The organism is Prevotella pectinovora (genome assembly GCF_041323955.1).
Classification (GTDB): domain Bacteria; phylum Bacteroidota; class Bacteroidia; order Bacteroidales; family Bacteroidaceae; genus Prevotella; species Prevotella pectinovora.
Window position 1 is genome coordinate 252,649 of sequence record NZ_JBGLIV010000001.1, and the last position, 16,821, is coordinate 269,469.

The 16,821-nt window shown below is 48.9% G+C and carries 14 protein-coding genes and 1 pseudogene; 14 read left to right on the forward strand and 1 reads right to left on the reverse strand.

Annotated features, from left to right (window positions below; all coding sequences use genetic code 11):
• Positions 1-27: 27 nt before the first annotated feature.
• From rbr to ACDC99_RS01070, 10 genes and pseudogenes are all read left to right on the forward strand, one after another.
• Positions 28-570, forward strand: coding sequence for a rubrerythrin (gene rbr / locus ACDC99_RS01025; protein ID WP_287073727.1), 543 nt, complete (start codon positions 28-30; stop codon positions 568-570).
• Between the two features lie 1,199 nt (positions 571-1,769).
• Entirely contained in the window at positions 1,770-2,090 is a 321-nt protein-coding gene (locus ACDC99_RS01030; RefSeq protein WP_094383750.1) for a helix-turn-helix domain-containing protein, read from the forward strand.
• Positions 2,091-2,093: 3 nt separating this feature from the next.
• On the forward strand, positions 2,094-3,350 hold the full coding sequence (locus ACDC99_RS01035; protein WP_370755436.1) for a type II toxin-antitoxin system HipA family toxin: 1,257 nt from the start codon (positions 2,094-2,096) through the stop codon (positions 3,348-3,350).
• Between the two features lie 149 nt (positions 3,351-3,499).
• A complete protein-coding gene (locus tag ACDC99_RS01040) occupies positions 3,500-4,186 on the forward strand; it encodes a nitroreductase family protein (protein ID WP_370755438.1) in 687 nt (228 codons plus the stop codon).
• Positions 4,183-4,563 carry an MmcQ/YjbR family DNA-binding protein gene (locus ACDC99_RS01045; RefSeq protein WP_308007385.1) on the forward strand — a complete coding sequence of 127 codons (381 nt, stop codon included), beginning with the start codon at positions 4,183-4,185 and terminating at the stop codon, positions 4,561-4,563. The genes ACDC99_RS01040 and ACDC99_RS01045 overlap by 4 nt, the downstream gene beginning before the upstream one ends.
• A gap of 32 nt (positions 4,564-4,595) precedes the next feature.
• On the forward strand, positions 4,596-4,982 hold the full coding sequence (locus ACDC99_RS01050) for an LbetaH domain-containing protein (protein WP_370755440.1): 387 nt from the start codon (positions 4,596-4,598) through the stop codon (positions 4,980-4,982).
• A gap of 17 nt (positions 4,983-4,999) precedes the next feature.
• A pseudogene (locus tag ACDC99_RS01055) lies at positions 5,000-5,173 on the forward strand (DapH/DapD/GlmU-related protein); the annotation flags it as partial.
• A 16-nt stretch (positions 5,174-5,189) separates the two neighbouring features.
• Positions 5,190-6,020, forward strand: a complete 831-nt coding sequence (locus ACDC99_RS01060; RefSeq protein ID WP_370755442.1) for a hypothetical protein — start codon at positions 5,190-5,192, stop codon at positions 6,018-6,020.
• A gap of 16 nt (positions 6,021-6,036) precedes the next feature.
• Positions 6,037-6,654, forward strand: coding sequence for a type 2 periplasmic-binding domain-containing protein (locus tag ACDC99_RS01065; protein ID WP_370755444.1), 618 nt, complete (start codon positions 6,037-6,039; stop codon positions 6,652-6,654).
• A complete protein-coding gene (locus tag ACDC99_RS01070; protein ID WP_370756894.1) occupies positions 6,621-7,070 on the forward strand; it encodes a hypothetical protein in 450 nt (149 codons plus the stop codon). Before ACDC99_RS01065 ends, ACDC99_RS01070 begins: the two co-directional genes overlap by 34 nt.
• A 709-nt stretch (positions 7,071-7,779) precedes the next feature.
• Here ACDC99_RS01070 and mnmE read toward each other — a convergent pair.
• Positions 7,780-9,222, reverse strand: a complete 1,443-nt coding sequence (mnmE, locus tag ACDC99_RS01075; protein WP_287073610.1) for a tRNA uridine-5-carboxymethylaminomethyl(34) synthesis GTPase MnmE — start codon at positions 9,220-9,222, stop codon at positions 7,780-7,782.
• A 150-nt stretch (positions 9,223-9,372) separates the two neighbouring features.
• On the opposite strand from mnmE, the gene ACDC99_RS01080 reads away from it, so the two are divergent.
• The 4 genes from ACDC99_RS01080 (at position 9,373) to ACDC99_RS01095 (ending at position 16,664) form a co-directional block, all read left to right on the forward strand.
• A complete protein-coding gene (locus tag ACDC99_RS01080; RefSeq protein WP_370755446.1) occupies positions 9,373-10,452 on the forward strand; it encodes an ATP-grasp domain-containing protein in 1,080 nt (359 codons plus the stop codon).
• A 45-nt stretch (positions 10,453-10,497) separates the two neighbouring features.
• Complete coding sequence (locus ACDC99_RS01085) at positions 10,498-12,147, forward strand: glycoside hydrolase family 43 protein (protein ID WP_044079529.1); 1,650 nt, start codon at positions 10,498-10,500, stop codon at positions 12,145-12,147.
• A gap of 599 nt (positions 12,148-12,746) precedes the next feature.
• Positions 12,747-13,772, forward strand: a complete 1,026-nt coding sequence (locus tag ACDC99_RS01090) for an IS110 family RNA-guided transposase (RefSeq protein ID WP_042517114.1) — start codon at positions 12,747-12,749, stop codon at positions 13,770-13,772.
• A 570-nt stretch (positions 13,773-14,342) separates the two neighbouring features.
• Positions 14,343-16,664, forward strand: a complete 2,322-nt coding sequence (locus ACDC99_RS01095) for a PKD domain-containing protein (RefSeq protein ID WP_288745905.1) — start codon at positions 14,343-14,345, stop codon at positions 16,662-16,664.
• Positions 16,665-16,821: the final 157 nt, after the last annotated feature.

Here is a 16,821-nt window from a genome sequence, read left to right on the forward strand (position 1 = left end):
ATAATTACAATTAAAATACAAAACATTATGAAGGACTTAAAAGGAACCAAGACTGAGAAGAACTTGCAAGAGGCTTTCGCAGGTGAGAGCCAGGCACGCAACAAGTACACCTATTTCGCCTCCAAGGCTCGCAAGGATGGCTACGAGCAGATTGCGGCCATCTTCGAGGAGACGGCCAACAACGAGAAGGAGCACGCCAAGATGTGGTTTAAGCTACTTGAAGGTGGCGCTGTTCGCTCAACACGAGAGAACCTGAAGGCTGCCGCAGAAGGCGAGAACTACGAGTGGACCGACATGTACGACCGCATGGCCCGGGAAGCCGAGGAAGAGGGATTCCACGAGATCGCCGAGAAGTTCCGTGGCGTATGCGCCATCGAGAAGCACCACGAGGAGCGCTACCGCAAGTTGCTGCAGAACATCGAGGACGCCCTTGTCTTCAGTCGTGAGGGAGACGCCATCTGGGTGTGCCGCAACTGCGGTCATGTGGTGGTAGGCAAACAGGCACCTAAGGTATGCCCCGTGTGCGCTCATCCCCAGAGCTACTTCGAGTTGCAAGCCAACAATTTCTAACTTGCAACCACGACCAGCCGCCCCACAAAGGCCCTAAATACGCAAAGAGGGTGTGTCAAAACTCATTTTTTGAAAATATGAACTTATAATTTGAAATTTGAGCATCCTAAAAGACTAAAGAAAGGGTCGTATCATTACTCAATACAGAGTTTGATACGACCCTTTTTTTTCTGGCAGTGCAGATAGATTGCATCATATTCCGGAAGGGGTTGCTCCTATGTTCAAGGGTGCGGCTGATTTGGAGGATGTGAATTTACCCCCAATTCGCCATAAATGTGATATTTCCAAAAAAACAGTCAAAACTGTCAGATTATCAGGTTTTCGCCGTAACGCATTGACGTACAGACTGTTCGCGACCAGATGGTTGTTTTGAATTGTCTGGATGGTTTGCTGATGAGAGGAAATGAAGTTTTGGGGCATCTGTCTGACATCAATTCTGCCCAACTGGGGCACGCTGCTTGCCCAACTGGGGCAAGGTGCTTGCCCATCATGGGCACGCTGCTTACCCCGGATGGGCATAATTGTAGTCAGGCAGATGCCCAATAAGTTAATGTCGTAATACCCATATTCCTGTTCCCGGAATTCTGCCAACGCATACAATTCCTTACATCTGACAATTGTAAGCGTATCCGCGATGCCAGTATATACGGTCCGTAAACGTATCCGCGATGCTATTGTATAGAGTCTCAAAAAATATCGCCCCTTCCATCAGCAAACCATCCAGACAATTGGCTGACAATCGTCAGGTGGTCAACTGTCTGTCTGTCAGAATGTTACAACCAAAAACCAGATGGTCTGACAGTTTTTTCGGAAATTCTTGTTTTTACTGAGAATCATCGATATTGGCAACTTTTACTTATATCTATCAACATAACTTAATTCCGCCAACAAGTTATAACTATTCTTGCATGTCAGTAAGGAAAAATAGAGGCTCCCAAATTATAATATTTATGTGACATTTAATTGACATCCAAGCTTTTTTATACCATTCACTTGCCGATGCAGTAATGCGAAAAGATATTGCCGTGGATTTCTAGGGATGTGATGCGATGTTCTGTCTCGGGAGTATACTTTTTGTTCCAAAGACGACCCCAAATTGTTAAAAAAGCCCTATTGTAATTATTTTTTATATCATAACATATCATAAAATAAAGAAATTGTTGTATCTTTGCACTCGTAAATATAAGTTGAGTATCAATATGAGCAAGACAACAATGGGCAATAAGTTGCCCCGAAAACTGGAACAGAAGATGCAGACCGTAGGTGAGCAAATCAAACTGGCTCGTTTGCGTCGTAATCTTAGTGTAGTACAGGTTGCAGAACGGGCTACCTGTTCTCCTCTGACCGTTTCGAGGATAGAAAAAGGAACTCCGACAGTAGCGATAGGCATCTATCTCCGTGTGCTCTATGCCCTACAGCTGGATGATGACATCCTGTTGTTGGCACAGAAGGATGAGATGGGGCGGGCCTTACAGGATCTTGCGCTGAAACATCGTGAACGTGCCTCTAAGAAACAATAAGGTATGAAGACACTCTATGTATATGCGGACTTCGACTGGCTTGACGAACCAATGCTGGTTGGTGAACTTGGCTATGAATCCCTTCGTGGCTCAGACTCCTATTCGTTCAAGTATGATAACGACTGGCTCCGTCAGTATGGCAGCCTCTATCTGAGTGCCGACATCAACAACTATCCAGGCCAGCAATACACTCAGCCGGACAGGGACATCTTCGGCTGCTTCAACGATGCCTTGCCTGACCGTTGGGGAAGATTGCTGCTTAACCGTCGCGAACAAATCCTTGCCACGGAAGAGAAACGCCCCGTACGTAAGCTTTCGTCATTTGATTACCTCATTGGTATCGATGACTATTCTCGTATGGGTGGTTTCCGCTTTAAGGAAAAACAAGATGGAGAGTACATCAATTGTGAGAAATCGCTTCGTATTCCCCCTTTGACCGACATTAGGGCTTTGGTGGCAGCCAGCATGGAAATTGAGAAGAGCGAGGAACTGAATCAGTTGCCAGAGAAGAAATGGCTCTTGCAATTAGTCCATCCTGGCACTTCGCTTGGCGGTGCCCGCTCCAAGGCTGGAGTGATGAATGATGAAGGCCGGATTTGCGTAGCCAAGTTCCCGTCAAGGAACGATGACTATGATGTAGGCCTTTGGGAACACCTCAGTCATCTGTTGGCAAAAGAGGCTGGAGTCGAAGCAGCAGAGACTAGCGTCATTGAGACAGGCAAGAAATATCATGCCTTGCTCTCCAAGCGTTTCGATAGGACAGTTGAAGGACGAAGAAAGCATTTCGCATCAGCCATGACCTTGTTGGGCTTGACTGATGGCTGTGATGCCAAGTCGGGCAACGGCTATCTGGACATCGTGGACTTCATCCTCCAGAACTGCTGTGACGTAGAGCAGAACCTTCGTCAACTCTATCGTCGAGTGGCATTCAATATAGCCATCGGCAATAGCGATGACCATTTCCGCAACCACGGATTCCTGCTGACTCCACGTGGCTGGACGCTATCACCGGCATATGATATGAATCCGACTCTGAATGAATACCAGGCTTTGCTTATCAACTCCACAACGAATTATGCAGACCTTCAGGTGTTGCTTGATTCCTCGGAGGAGTATATGATAGGCAAAGACGAAGCCGTGTATATCATCGAAGAAGTGAAGGCTGGTGTAAAGCATTGGAAGTCCATAGCCACTCGCCTGGGTATAGCCAAGCGAGAAATGGATGTGTTTGAACAGGTATTCCAACGCTCACTTAAATGAAAAAAATACGTAGCATGATGTAGCGAGACTGATACACAACGACTTACATTCTATAACGACAATAAATCAATGTAGCGAAAATGTAGCGGTATGTATCTTAATGTAGCAAAAAGACATATAATAATGAATAGTAATATATCATCAAAAATATGACAATGCAGGAAGCTATAGAAGCCCGACATAGTGTAAGGGCTTACAAAGACCTGCCATTGAGCGAGGAAATCGTCAAGTTGCTTGAAGATGAACTTGTGAAGTTGAACAATGAGGGTCAACTCCATATTCAGTTGATATGCAATGAGCCGAAGGCATTCCAAGGGACTATGGCCAAATACGGAAAGTTCCGTAATGTCAACAACTATCTGGTCATGGCAGGAAAGAAAGCCGAAGACCTTGACGAGCGTATAGGCTATTATGGTGAGCATCTAGTCTTACTTGCCCAAACACTGGGCTTGAACACCTGTTGGGTTGGACTCAGCTATTCAAAGGTGCCAGGAACCTATGTGCTTGAAGAAGGCGAGAAGATTGCCTGTTATATTGCCATAGGCTATGGTGAGACACAAGGTGTAGGCCATAAGATCAAAACCGTTGAGCAAGTGAGCAATGCCAGTGACATCACTCCGTCATGGTTTAAGAAAGGTGTTGAAGCAGCTTTGCTTGCTCCTACAGCCGTGAATCAACAGAAGTTTTCGTTTGAACACGTTGGAGTGAAGAACAACTGTCATCTGATAAGAGCCAAGAAGGGATTTTCCATGATTGGCTATACAAAGATGGACTTGGGCATTGCCAAATACCACTTTGAAATTGGTGCAGGAGAAGTAAATTTTGAGTGGGTATGAATATCGAGCAAGTCAGAGAATACACGCTGTCTCTCGCAGGAGTGACCGAAGACCAAGCGTTTGGTGAAGACATCCTTAACTTCCGCTTGGAGGGAAAGATATTCGTCTGCCTATGGTTAGGCGGTGGCCGATATGATATGAAGGACGGAGTTTCAAGAATTGCCTTGAAACTGTCACCAGACAGGAATATCGAACTTAGAGAACAATTCACTGCCGTGACACCTGCATATCATTGGAACAAGACCCACTGGAGCGATGTCTATTATGAAGAAATGGACGAAACAATAGTAAAGGGGTTGATAAAAGAGTCATACCAACTCATTGCATCGAAACTTCCAAAGGCTATTCGCTCAAAGTATTTGTCAGAATGTGATTGAATTATAAATCCACAAAAGAAAAATAAAGAACAATGACAATACAAGAATTTCGAGATTACATGGCATCGGGCAAACCCGTTGTTGGCGGTGGTGATGTCCACATGATGTTTCATCTGTTGTCGCAGGAGGCTCTGAAGTTAACGGCTGAGATTAACGGAAAGTACCATACTCCAGAGCAGCTGCACGATTTGCTGGAACAGCTTTGGGGGCGTGAGGTACCCAAGACGGTAGGCATGTTTCCTCCGTTTCATACCGATTGCGGCAAGAACACCATCGTTGGTGAACGGGTCTTCATCAACATGGGCTGTAAGTTCCAGGATCAGGGCGGTATCACCATTGACGAGGGCGCTCCATCGGTCACAACGTCGTGCTGGCAACCATCAATCACGACCTTGACCCGGCCAACCGTCAGAGCATGAGCTATGCACCAATTCACATCGGCAAAAACGTATGGATTGGAGCCAATGCCACCGTTCTTGCTGGAGTAACTATCGGCGATGGAGCCGTAGTAGCTGCTGGTGCAGTAGTGACAAAGGACGTTGAACCGAATACCATTGTTGGTGGCGTTCCAGCCAAGGTGATAAAAAAGATAGAGATAAAAGACAGATAAATCGGATTTTAGCGTTATGAAAAAGATCTTAATATGTATTCAATTTCTGTTATTAACGACCGTTGCTTATGCGACTGGTAAAGACAGTGATGCTATTTATATTAATGGTACTCGTTGGGCGTTGTTGGACAGGCCTGTATGCAGAGATTCTTTGTTGTACCATCACTTGAAGGCTGTGCTACCTGCAGAACACCATATTACTACAGCCAACATGGATGGCTTCACCTCATATTGGAGCATTGAGGAGGACGTATTCTACCTCGACAGTATACGATGTGAACACTATGATATAAATAGTCGCAAAATTACAGGTGAGCGCATTCCAAACGACACATTACTTCGTGTATTCAAGAATTTTGTCGAAGGAGAGCGTATTGTGGCCAGTTGGCTGACTGACGACATTCGTGTGGCTACGGGGAAAATTATTTACTATCAGCACATGGGCTTTGAACGAAACTACGAACGTGAACAAATCTTTACAATTCGTGAGGGAAAGGTCATTGGAAAAAAAGATTATCACAACTATGTTGTTGACGGTTTCGCATTTGATAAAGTCACGAGGAATACAGACATACGGAAGTTATTTCCTTTGAAAACAGAAAAGTATCCCGAACTCGCCAATGTCAAACGCATCATATTCAGTATCCGACAAGCACGAGTTGATATGCACGGTAATCTTGTAGAATGTGAAGTTAAGGTCCTCAAGCCCGGCGACAATCAGCAACTTGCCGAAGAAATGACTCGGCTGTTGAAGGCTTACCATCCTTGGAAAGTATCTTTTATCAATGGTGAATTTCGCGCTTTTGGTATTGAACATTATTCTTTCCCCTATCCGCTTGACCAATAAATTCCTATTTATAAAAATGGATTTGAATAAAACTATATTTCTGATGATGCTTTGCGTCCCGATGTTCGTGGGAGCGCAGACGCTGACTTTCACAGACCACGAGCCGATGGGCAACATGCGGACGCAGGTAACTCGGCAGTTCTTCCGCTTTGTAGAGCAGGAAAGTAAGGGGCGCATCCGCATTGACCACCATTGGAACGGCGAACTTTCATCGAGCTATGATGCCTACGAGACGGTGCGCGAAGGCACGAAAGCCGACATGGCTACGGTAGTACCCGAATACGATAACCAGCGGATGCCACTCTACCAGTTGTTCAAGAGTTTCCTGGCAGGACCCTCGGGCGAGGCACAGGTCGCACTTATCCGCAAAGCCTACAAGACGATTCCAGAACTGACAGAGGAGCTGCACCACGCAGGCATCCACCCCGTGCTGGTAGCTACGGGCTATCCCGTGGGCTTCTATAGCCGAGAGCTGATGGCAGACCTCAATGCGCTGAAAGAGCAGACGTGGCGAACTGCCAGTTTCTGGCACATCAGTTATCTGGAGAATGCAGGAGCAACGAACAAACGCATCCCCTGGGAGAGCGAGTTTCCGATTCGCTGCGCTCCGGAGCCATCGACGGCATCATGGTGAACATCGACAGCGGATGGGACATCGGTGCCCACCGTGCTGCCCCTCACCTGTTGGTGTCGCAGGAACTTTGGTTAGGGCACATCTATTTAGTGGCGATGAATCTCGACCGATGGAATGCCCTGCCCCCGAAGGACAAGCGAGCCATCGAGCATGCGGCAAGCAAGACCTACAAGGCGATGGGCAAGATGATGGATGAGAGTTACGAGCAGATGCTTCAGCAACTGAGCAATGAAGGCTGCACCACCGTACGCCGCCTCACGCACGAGGAAGTGTCCGATTTCGTCACCAACGTCCGTCAGAGCGAAGTGCAGGAACGATGGGTGAAGGAAAAAGAATCCGAAGGCACGGCAGACGTCCGCCGCGTATTCGAGAAGCTCCGTTCCTTGGTACAACATAGTGCAAAGAGGAAACAATAGAAAACTACAGTTATGAATACGGAACTCCAAAAGTGTATGGTTGGCGGAACATGTCGGCGTGGGTGCTGTTCCTGGCAGCTGCTTCTTGACATTGAAAAGAACGCTCATGTCCTCGGGGGATAAAAATGCCTTATCCCGCAGAGAGTTATTTCTCTCAGCGTTTCGAAGAGATTCGGCATTTTCCTTCTCCCTTTTTTTCTTTTCTGCCTCGCGTCTCCGAAATGCGACACGTTCACACCCTCGACAGCAGTACTTGACCGACATTTTGGAAGCAACGAACTCTTTTCCGCATACTCCACATTCTTTAATTATCTCCATTTTTCGTTTGCAATTCTGATGTTTTTTGATGGAAAAGACCCCCGATTTTGTCTCAGTCTTTATCACATATTTTCAGTATTTCTCACGAGTGCCCTGCATAGCGGTTGTGACGGATAATGGAGGATTCTCAGTATTTCTCACGAGTGCCCTGCATAGCGGTTGTGACGGATAATGGAGGATTCTCAGTATTTCTCACGAGGTGTCCAAAATAGCGTTTTGCCATTCCATTTGTTCGCACGATTGAAACGCAGGAACGAAATTTGGGCCAAAGCTACCTCGAAAAACTGGTATCAACAAATTACAAATGGAAAGTGTTAAAACGAAAAAAAAGCCACCAAAATGGTGGCTTATAAGCAGTTACAAAAACGTTTTGCAAGTATTGTCAGACGGTCTATTTTCCGATGCAGAACTCCCGGAATATTTTCTGGAGCGTTTCTTCTGTTGTTATCCGCTCTTCGCCGGTGATGTCGGCGAGGTGGTCGATGACCATGCGGAGGTCTTCTGCAAGGAGGTCGCCGCTGAGACCTATGTTCATGGAGTCGATGACACGCTGCAGACATTCGTCGGCACGGAGAAGGGCAGAGTAGTGGCGGGCAGAAGTTATCACGATGTCGCTCTCTGAAATCTGGGGTATGTCGGCAGCCTCTACGATGAGCTGCTCAAGCTGTGGAATGTTGGTGCCGTATTTTGCGCTGATGTCCACTGTCTTGTAGCCGGTACCGGCCAAGGAGTCAGACAACCAGTCTGATGCCAGACCGGTAGCGGCAGAAGGGGTCTTGACAGACTCGTCAGCCGAAGTCGTTTCGCCAGACTTGTCAATCTTGTTTCTCACCACGATGAGTCTCTTTCCGTCCACATGCTCCTTTATGTCGTCGATTTCAGCCGTTGTCGGCTGCCGGTCGATAAGCCAGAGCACTATCTTCGCCTCCTGCAACTTCTGGTAAGTGCGCTCTATGCCGATGCTTTCCACTACGTCGTCGGTGTCACGGATGCCGGCGGTGTCGACGAAGCGGAACTGTATGCCGTTGATGATGGTGGAGTCTTCAATGAAATCGCGTGTCGTGCCGTGTACGTCGCTCACGATAGCCTTCTCCTCATGCAGCAGGAGGTTGAGCAGCGTGCTCTTTCCCACGTTGGTGTTGCCGACGATAGCCACCGGTATGCCGTTTTTCAGTGCGTTTCCGATTTCAAACGAATGGATGAGAGATACGAGTCGCTGATGGATGTCGTTGGCAAGGGCGTATAGCTCCGTGCGGTCGGCAAACTCCAGTTCCTCGTGGTCAGAGAAGTCAAGTTCCAGTTCCAGTAGCGAAGTGAGCTTCAGCAGATGCTCGCGCAGGTCAGACAGCTCGTTGCTGAAGTGTCCCTTCAGTTGGCTGAGTGCCATGTCGTGAGTGGCCTTGTTGGTAGAGCTGATGAGGTCAGCCACGGCTTCAGCCTGCGAGAGGTCCATCTTGCCGTTGAGGAAGGCACGCTGAGTGAACTCACCCGGTCCGGCAGCCGCGCAGCCGTTCTCTATCAGCAGCGTCATCACCCTCTGCAGTATATACGCCGAGCCATGACAGGAAATCTCCGTGGAGTCTTCGCCCGTGTAAGAATGAGGAGCACGGAACACGCTCACCAGCACTTCGTCCACGGTCTCTCCCTTCCCGTCGGTTATCCTGCCGAAGGCGATGGAGTATGGCGCTCTGTCGTGCAGCTGCCTGTCGGCTTTTCCCGCCGGCGAGAAAATCTTTTCTGTTATCTCAATCGCCTCATTGCCAGAGACTCTTATTATTCCTATCGCACCGCCCTGTGCGGTGGCTATTGCGCATATCGTTGGGTCGTTATTCATTTTTTGTCTTTTAATAAGTGCAAATGTACGCTTTTTTATTTAATTTTGCACTCGATAAAGAATATGACTTCCATAATAAGAGAAGAAATGTTTTTTGGGATGGTCATTTCAATAGGATAAAGAAAACAAACAACGGTAACGATACAGCACGTGGATTTACATATATTCAACCCCGAACACGATATAGCACTCGCTTATGACGTGCCACACCTCACGATACCCCATGTGGCTCAGGAGATGCGTATGAATCTTGGTTTTCTGCCCGCTTTCTGGGCGAAAGATGGAGATGCCGTCCTCGTTGACGACATCAAATATGCCCTGAAAGCATCCAAACAGTATAAGGGGATGATTGCCGACGTGCTGTTCGTGGAGAAGACCGACCTCGCCTCGCTGCCCCTTGATGGCGTGAAGCCCTGGGGATGGGACTGCAGGGTATGTGCGGAACTCGCCGAAAACGGAGTCGCCGCCGACATCCTGCCCACCGAGGGACAGCTTGCCGACGTGCGCCGCTTCTCAGACCGCGAGCAGACGAAGGAAATGCTGCACGCGGTGAGAAAAGGAATTGAAGGCGACACCTGTGGCGAGAGCTTCGTGGCTACTGCCATGGATGAGGCCTGCAGCATCATCCGCCAGCTGGGCAATGCCGTGGTGAAAGCCCCGTGGAGCTCGTCGGGCAGGGGAGTGCGCTATGTCAGCGACGCTGCCGACCAACCCAAACTGTCATGGATAAGACACACGCTGCAACACCAGGGCAAGGTGATGATAGAACCACGCTATAACAAGATGTGCGACTTCGCCATGGAGTTCGTCTCCACTCCCGATGGAGGCGTGAGATATTGCGGACTGTCGGTGTTCAAGACCCTCAACGCCCAGTATACGGGCAATGTGGTGGGCAGCGAGCGGTTCAAGCGCGACCTTCTCAGCCGCTATGTCAGCGAGACGCTTCTCGACGACATAGCCAGTCGTCTGGAGCAGAATCTCACCGCCATGCTCTCCGGACGCTATGCGGGAGAACTCGGCGTCGACATGATGGTTGTGGCTGGAGCCGAAGGCGACAGGTTCCTGCTCCATCCGTGTGTGGAGATAAACCTGCGCCGCACGATGGGCCATCTCGCCCTCTCGCTCTATGGCGGTGATGACGAGCACGCACGGTTGATGAGCATCGTACACGACGTGAACTACCAGCTGAAGCTGCAACGCATCGAAGGCGAATACGTCAACGTGTTGTAAGGCGAAACAGACAATCACTAACAAATCAAAATAGCATAACCGATTATGAAAAGAAAGCACCTTCTGCTGATGATGCTCGCATTGCCTATGGCAGCGCTGGCACAGTACAAGTCGCAGGTGTGGAGCCCAGACAATGGCAACGGCACCTACACCAACCCCGTTATCAATGCCGACTATAGCGACCCCGACGTGTGTGTCGCCGGCGAAGACTATTACCTCACGGCAAGTTCGTTCAACTGCATCCCCGGTCTGCCCATCCTCCATTCCAAGGATCTGGTAAACTGGGAGATAGTAGGCCATGCCGTTAAGGAACTGGAGCCGAAGCAGGAATTCGACCGGCCATCCCATGGCAACGGCATCTGGGCACCGTCAATACGCTATCACAACGGCGAGTTCTATATCTATTGGGGCGATCCCGACTATGGCGTGTTTATGGTGAAGGCAAAAGACCCCGCCGGCGAATGGTCGAAGCCGCTGTGTGTGATTCCGGGCAAGGGACTGATAGACACCACACCACTCTGGGACGACGACGGCCGCTGCTATCTCGTCAACGCATACGCCAACAGCCGTTCGCGTTTCGCCTCCGTAATCGCTATCCGTGAGTTGTCTGCCGACGGTACTAAACCCATCGGCAACCCCGTGATTATCTACGACGGCAACGGCACCGAGAGCCGCACCTGCGAAGGACCGAAGATATACAAGCGCGACGGATGGTATTGGGTGATGTTCCCTGCCGGCGGTGTGCCGACCGGTTTCCAGGTGGCGATGCGCTCCAAGAATCCGTTCGGTCCATACGAGAGCAAGGTGGTTCTCGCCCAGGGCAAGACAAAGATAAACGGTCCTCATCAGGGCGCATGGGTACACACCAAATTCGGCGAAGACTGGTTCCTGCATTTCCAGGACAAGGAAGCCTATGGCCGCGTGGTGCATCTGCAGCCTGTGACATGGAAGGACAACTGGCCTGTGATGGGCATCGATAAAGACGGCGACTACTGTGGCGAACCCGTCACGACATACCGCAAGCCGAAGACCTCAGGCAAGGTGCAGGTGGTGAATCCGGCAGAGAGCGATGAGTTCAGCGACACCAGACTCGGACTGCAATGGCAATGGCATGCCAACTACAATGAGACCTTCGGTATGCCGACAGCCTTCGGTTCGTATAGAGTATACACCCACAAGGTGTCGGAGAAATTCCAGAACCTCTGGGAAGTGCCTAACCTGCTGCTGCAGAAGACACCAGCCGACAAGTTCACAGCCACCACCAAAATCCGTTTCACATCAAAAGACCAGAACCAGACCGGCGGACTGCTGATGATGGGTCTTGACTATTCTGGCCTTGTGGTGAAGCGAGTGGGCAATGATTTCCAGCTCCTTCAGATTTCATGCAAGAGCGCCGACAAGGGCAAACCGCAGACGGAGCAGCTTATCGCCACACTCAAGCCAACGGCAGTAGACCAGATAGACTATCAGCCAGGCACTCACATCGACATATATATGCGTATGAGCGTGAACGATGGCAAGATGCATTTCTCTTACAGTCTCGACGGCAAGAAGTACACCAAGTGTGGCACCGAGTTCACCATGCGCGAAGGCAAGTGGATAGGAGCCAAGATAGGCTTCGTGGCATACGAGCCAGGACAGAAGACCAACCGCGGCTGGATTGATGCAGACTGGTTCAGAGTGACCAGAAAGTGAAAATGAGATCTGTAGGAAAGGCATTCCTGTAATGCCGCAATGTATGAAAATGCAGTTTGCAAAAAGGAACCGTGTCGGATTAGTTTCTGACACGGTTTTCTTTTTCTCATAGTTCTATTATTTTAGTTTATATTCTTTTTAACCCAAAGCGGTCATTAGGGCTTGCTTGTATTTTGCTTTTTAGAAGAGTGGATTTTGTTTGGCTTTTAATGAGTAATAGCGAGCTATTGCGAATTAAAAACAGGCAAAAGACACCTTATAAAAAGCAAAAGACTGCAAGCAGTTGTAAAATATGACATTAAACGGCCTAATGACCTCTAAGTTTGCAGAAGATTGCGACGAAGTCGCATAAACTCCAAAATAATCAAGGTAAAACTATGATTGCTAAAGACAGTTTCGTACCTTTGTTGTAAAAAGGTAGAATCGGTCTGTCGAAGAGGTAAACCAGCTAATGACCCAGCCGTAAAGCTATAAATCGTTTAGGTCCTCATCGACATAGTTGCAAAGACCAGATAGAAAGTTATCGGCTCTGAGCCTTGTTAGAGTGTTAGTCCATACAACTATTGACCAATTCTACACAATATAACTCGTACAAAGTTATGAAGAATTTATTTATCGGAGTTGATTTTTCGAAAGAAAAAGTTGATGTGGCTATCCTTTTTGCAGACGGACTGGCAGAAACCGCTGCTAGAGTGTTCAACGAGTTCAAGACAACCGTGTCTGGCTATAGGCAGTTGGTCAAGTGGGTTGAGCAGAATTCCTGCGGTATCGACTCGTCCTTGTGGCTCTTCTGTGGCGAGAACACGGGCGACTACAGCAAGGGACTGTGCAACTTCCTCTACGGTAAAGGCTACGACATGTGGCTTGAGAACGCAAAGAGCATCAAAGACGCATCTGGTCTTAGACGATTGAAGTCTGACCGTGCTGACGCCTCGATGATTGCAGAATACGCCATGAGGAATTACGATAAAGCCGTTATGTACGAGCCTCTTAGCGAGTCGCTTACACAACTGCGTGAGCTGTTCCTATACCGTCAGATGATCGTAAGACACAGATGCAGTTTCCAGGTGCGTAGAGGCGAAAAGCGACTCACTATGGAGAAGTCGCCAGTCAAGACAATGATTTCGCAGAGCGGACGGCACATCGTCTCTGAACTCAATAAGGAGATAGAGAAGATAGATAAGCGCATTGCCGATCTCATCAAGTCGGACGAGGAACTCACCGAGGTGTTCACCATCGTGACCTCGGTGCCTGGCATAGGAACGCAGAACGCTGTGTGCCTGATGGTGTACACCGACAACTTCCGGCGTTTCAACTACGACTCACGCAAGATTGCCTGCTATTACGGCCTAGCTCCATTTGGCAAAGATTCGGGAACCAGTGTGCATTCCGATCCGCATGTACATTATATGGCTAACCGCCAGATAAAGGCCATGCTGACGCAAGCGGCACTAGCTGCCGTCAACTTCAATCCCATTATGGCGAGGTACTACATGCGCCTCGTAGAACGAGGAAAGAAGAAGCAGGTTGCACTGAACAATGTCAAGAACAAACTTGTACATTTGGTCACAGCCATGGTCAGAAATCGCCAAACATTCACCCCTGAATATAAAATCTCAGCATAAATTGAAAATAATGGTCAAAACATTTGGATATTAACATAGAAAGCGATTTGGGTTTAAACATGTGTACAGACATAGTCTGCTATTTAAAATATTATAAATGTAACACCTTTTTCAGAATCCTTTTTGATACAAAGACAAAAAGATAAATGTGAAGGCACACAAGGAAGGAGCGAAAAAATGAAAAGTTTAGAGAAGAAAGAGCGAAAAAACACCTGTTAACTGTTAACTCTGTTAACCCAAATCGGGCATTAGGGCTTGCTTGGATTTTGTTTTTTTAGAAGGGTGGATTTCGTTTGGATTTTAATGAGTAATAGTGGGCTATTGCGAATTTAAAACAGGCAAAAGACGCCTTATAAAAAACAAAAGACTGCAAGCAGTTATAAAACACAGCATTAAAACGGTCTAATGACCGATTGGGGTTCGATTGTCTTATTTATAGTCAAAAATGGCTGTTTATACGTTATATCCTTGCGCTTCTTAATTAAAATACATAAATTTGCAGACAATTCGTCAATATGGCAGCATGTGGGATACATGCGAAACAAAAGTATAAACAAAAGGGAAAACGTTATGAACAGATTACTTACCACATCGTTCGTTTTAGCCGTCGCGGCAGGCATGGCATATACAGCATTTGCCACCGATGACAACAAGGTCTTAGTAGGCAAAATACAAACCGCCAATCCGGCCAAAGACAGTAAGGCATTACGCCTGGAATACCGTCCTGCGCCATTTCCGTCGAGCATGCCCCGCACCATCCGTCGTGCCGATGCCAAGGGAGTGAAGGCAGACTTCAGTGTGAAGAACGCCGCGACAGGGCAGGAAACGGTATGGGCAGAGAACTTCGACAACGGTACGCTTGCCGACTGGACCCAGGACAATGGCGAAGGCAACAACGTGACCTTTACCCTGAAGCAGCCCTCCGGCGACAAGGCATTCACGGGCATCGACCCCGACGATAAAGCATCGCTGCATATCGACGGACCATATAATATCGTGCGCCGCACCATCGGCACGATAACGAGCAAAGACATCGACGTGCCCGCCAATGCACAATTTCATGGATACGTATACTTCGACACTATGTGGAACGAATACGCCACTCTGACAATCAGTGCTTCAGCCGACGGCTTCGCCACTCAGACAGACCTCTGGAAGAGCACGAGCGTTGCCGACAAGGGAAGCGCATGGCGAAAGGTGGATGCCGACCTCACCGAATTTGCCGGCAAGACGGTGAAGCTGCGCCTCACCTACGGTCCGGGAACCGACGATGGCTTCAACGTTGGCGGATACCTCGGCGACTTCTATGTGGACGGACTCACGGTGAGCAGTATGACCACCATCGACCAGATTGCCGTGAAGACAGGCGAGGAGATACAGTTTGCCGACCTCACCGCCGGCACCCCGGAGTCGTGGGAATGGACATTCCCCGGCGGTACGCCGGAGACCTCGACCGACCAGAACCCTACCGTATATTACACCAAGCCCGGCAACTACGACGTAACGCTGAAAGTGAAAGCCGGCGATGAAGAAGACGAGGTGACCAAGACAGCCTTCGTAAGCGTTGAAGGACAGGAGCCGACGGCACAGGTGGGATGGCCGGCAGAATTCCGCGATCTCACCACGAGGATGCGTATGATGGCACCGCTCGCCACCGTGCATTACACCGACCGCTCTACAGGATTTCCCGACCAGTATTCATGGGCGATATATTCAGAGTATGAACTGAAAAACAACACCGACCCTATATTTACGCCAAAGGGTATATTCACTACAAAGGACGTGGATTTCAGTCATGAGAAGATGAACAAATGGTATGTAACACACATCGCCCAGAACGAGACCGGCTACACGTTCCAGGACGACAGCGTACAGGTGCAGTTCGACGGCTACATCACGAATTTCGAACCCAAGGACGGATATCAGACCAATTTCACCGATGGCAACCTTACCCTGCCGGGAGCCAACAAACTCGGCATCACGGCATGGGCAGAGAAATTCTCGAAGCCGTCCACGCCGATGCTCCTCACCGGTATGTATGTCAACTTCACCAAAGCCTCGGCAGAGGAACTGACAGACCAGATTGCAAATGTGTCGTTCTCGCTCTATACATCAAAAGACGGACTCCCCGACCAGAAGATAGACCTGCTCGACACGTGGACGATGACAGAACTGAACTATGCGCTGACTACCAAAGACGGAGTGGTGGAAGTGCAGCTCAGCAAGGATTATGTCATCAACGATGAGTTCTTCGTTGTCATCGACGGCATTCCGGAGAAAAACGACGCTATGGAATGCGCCTTCGCAATGGCTCCGATGCGCGACCACGGCAACACCGCCTATATGCTGAAGAATGGAGAGTGGCGCCCGCTGACGGGCTATTTCCAGGCTGCCCCTGGCGGACAGACATCACTCGCCGTATTCCCGGTGGTGAAACACTCCGTGATGGTGTCGGCGAAAGTCAGCGACAAGGGAGAAGTGACGGTAGACAACGACACAGTGTTTGTGGACAAAGAAGCCGGAGTAGCCACAAAGACCATCTTCTCGAAGCTCGGATGGAAGACGGCAACGTCGGACGAACAGTGGTGTAAGGTGGTCAGCGAGCCAGGAGAATATACCGCCGACGACCTGCAGATAGAGTATTCCGCATTGCCTGTAGGCATTGACAAACGGGATGCCACCATCACCATCACCGATGGAGTGGGAGAGATGAAGATTGTCTTGGTTCAGGAGAACAAGGTGGTGTCTGCCATCAACGACGTCTCTGCCGGCGCTGCTCTACAGGGCAAGGAGGTTTACGACCTCAATGGCATGCGCATAGACTCTTCCGTCCTGCCGAAGGGTATATATATTGTGAGAGACGGCAAGACCATGAGGAAGGTCGTGAGATGATGCAGGCCTGGCATCTCCTATGCGAGATTTTCATTCCATGAATGCTATGGTAGAATTTTATTATCTGCAAAACAAAGATAATCCAAAGGTTTATCGATAATAATCAGGGCTGAACTTCTAGTATGAATAATTAGGGCTGAACTTCACTGGTATGGAG

Bases quoted from the DNA above. Each gene is read 5' to 3' on its own strand.
- rbr (WP_287073727.1), top strand. From the start codon at position 28: ATGAAGGACTTAAAAGGAACCAAGACTGAGAAGAACTTGCAAGAGGCT.
- ACDC99_RS01030 (WP_094383750.1), top strand. From the start codon at position 1,770: ATGAGCAAGACAACAATGGGCAATAAGTTGCCCCGAAAACTGGAACAG.
- ACDC99_RS01035 (WP_370755436.1), top strand. From the start codon at position 2,094: ATGAAGACACTCTATGTATATGCGGACTTCGACTGGCTTGACGAACCA.
- ACDC99_RS01040 (WP_370755438.1), top strand. From the start codon at position 3,500: ATGACAATGCAGGAAGCTATAGAAGCCCGACATAGTGTAAGGGCTTAC.
- ACDC99_RS01045 (WP_308007385.1), top strand. From the start codon at position 4,183: ATGAATATCGAGCAAGTCAGAGAATACACGCTGTCTCTCGCAGGAGTG.
- ACDC99_RS01050 (WP_370755440.1), top strand. From the start codon at position 4,596: ATGACAATACAAGAATTTCGAGATTACATGGCATCGGGCAAACCCGTT.
- ACDC99_RS01060 (WP_370755442.1), top strand. From the start codon at position 5,190: ATGAAAAAGATCTTAATATGTATTCAATTTCTGTTATTAACGACCGTT.
- ACDC99_RS01065 (WP_370755444.1), top strand. From the start codon at position 6,037: ATGGATTTGAATAAAACTATATTTCTGATGATGCTTTGCGTCCCGATG.
- mnmE (WP_287073610.1), bottom strand. From the start codon at position 9,222: ATGAATAACGACCCAACGATATGCGCAATAGCCACCGCACAGGGCGGT.
- ACDC99_RS01085 (WP_044079529.1), top strand. From the start codon at position 10,498: ATGAAAAGAAAGCACCTTCTGCTGATGATGCTCGCATTGCCTATGGCA.
- ACDC99_RS01090 (WP_042517114.1), top strand. From the start codon at position 12,747: ATGAAGAATTTATTTATCGGAGTTGATTTTTCGAAAGAAAAAGTTGAT.
- ACDC99_RS01095 (WP_288745905.1), top strand. From the start codon at position 14,343: ATGAACAGATTACTTACCACATCGTTCGTTTTAGCCGTCGCGGCAGGC.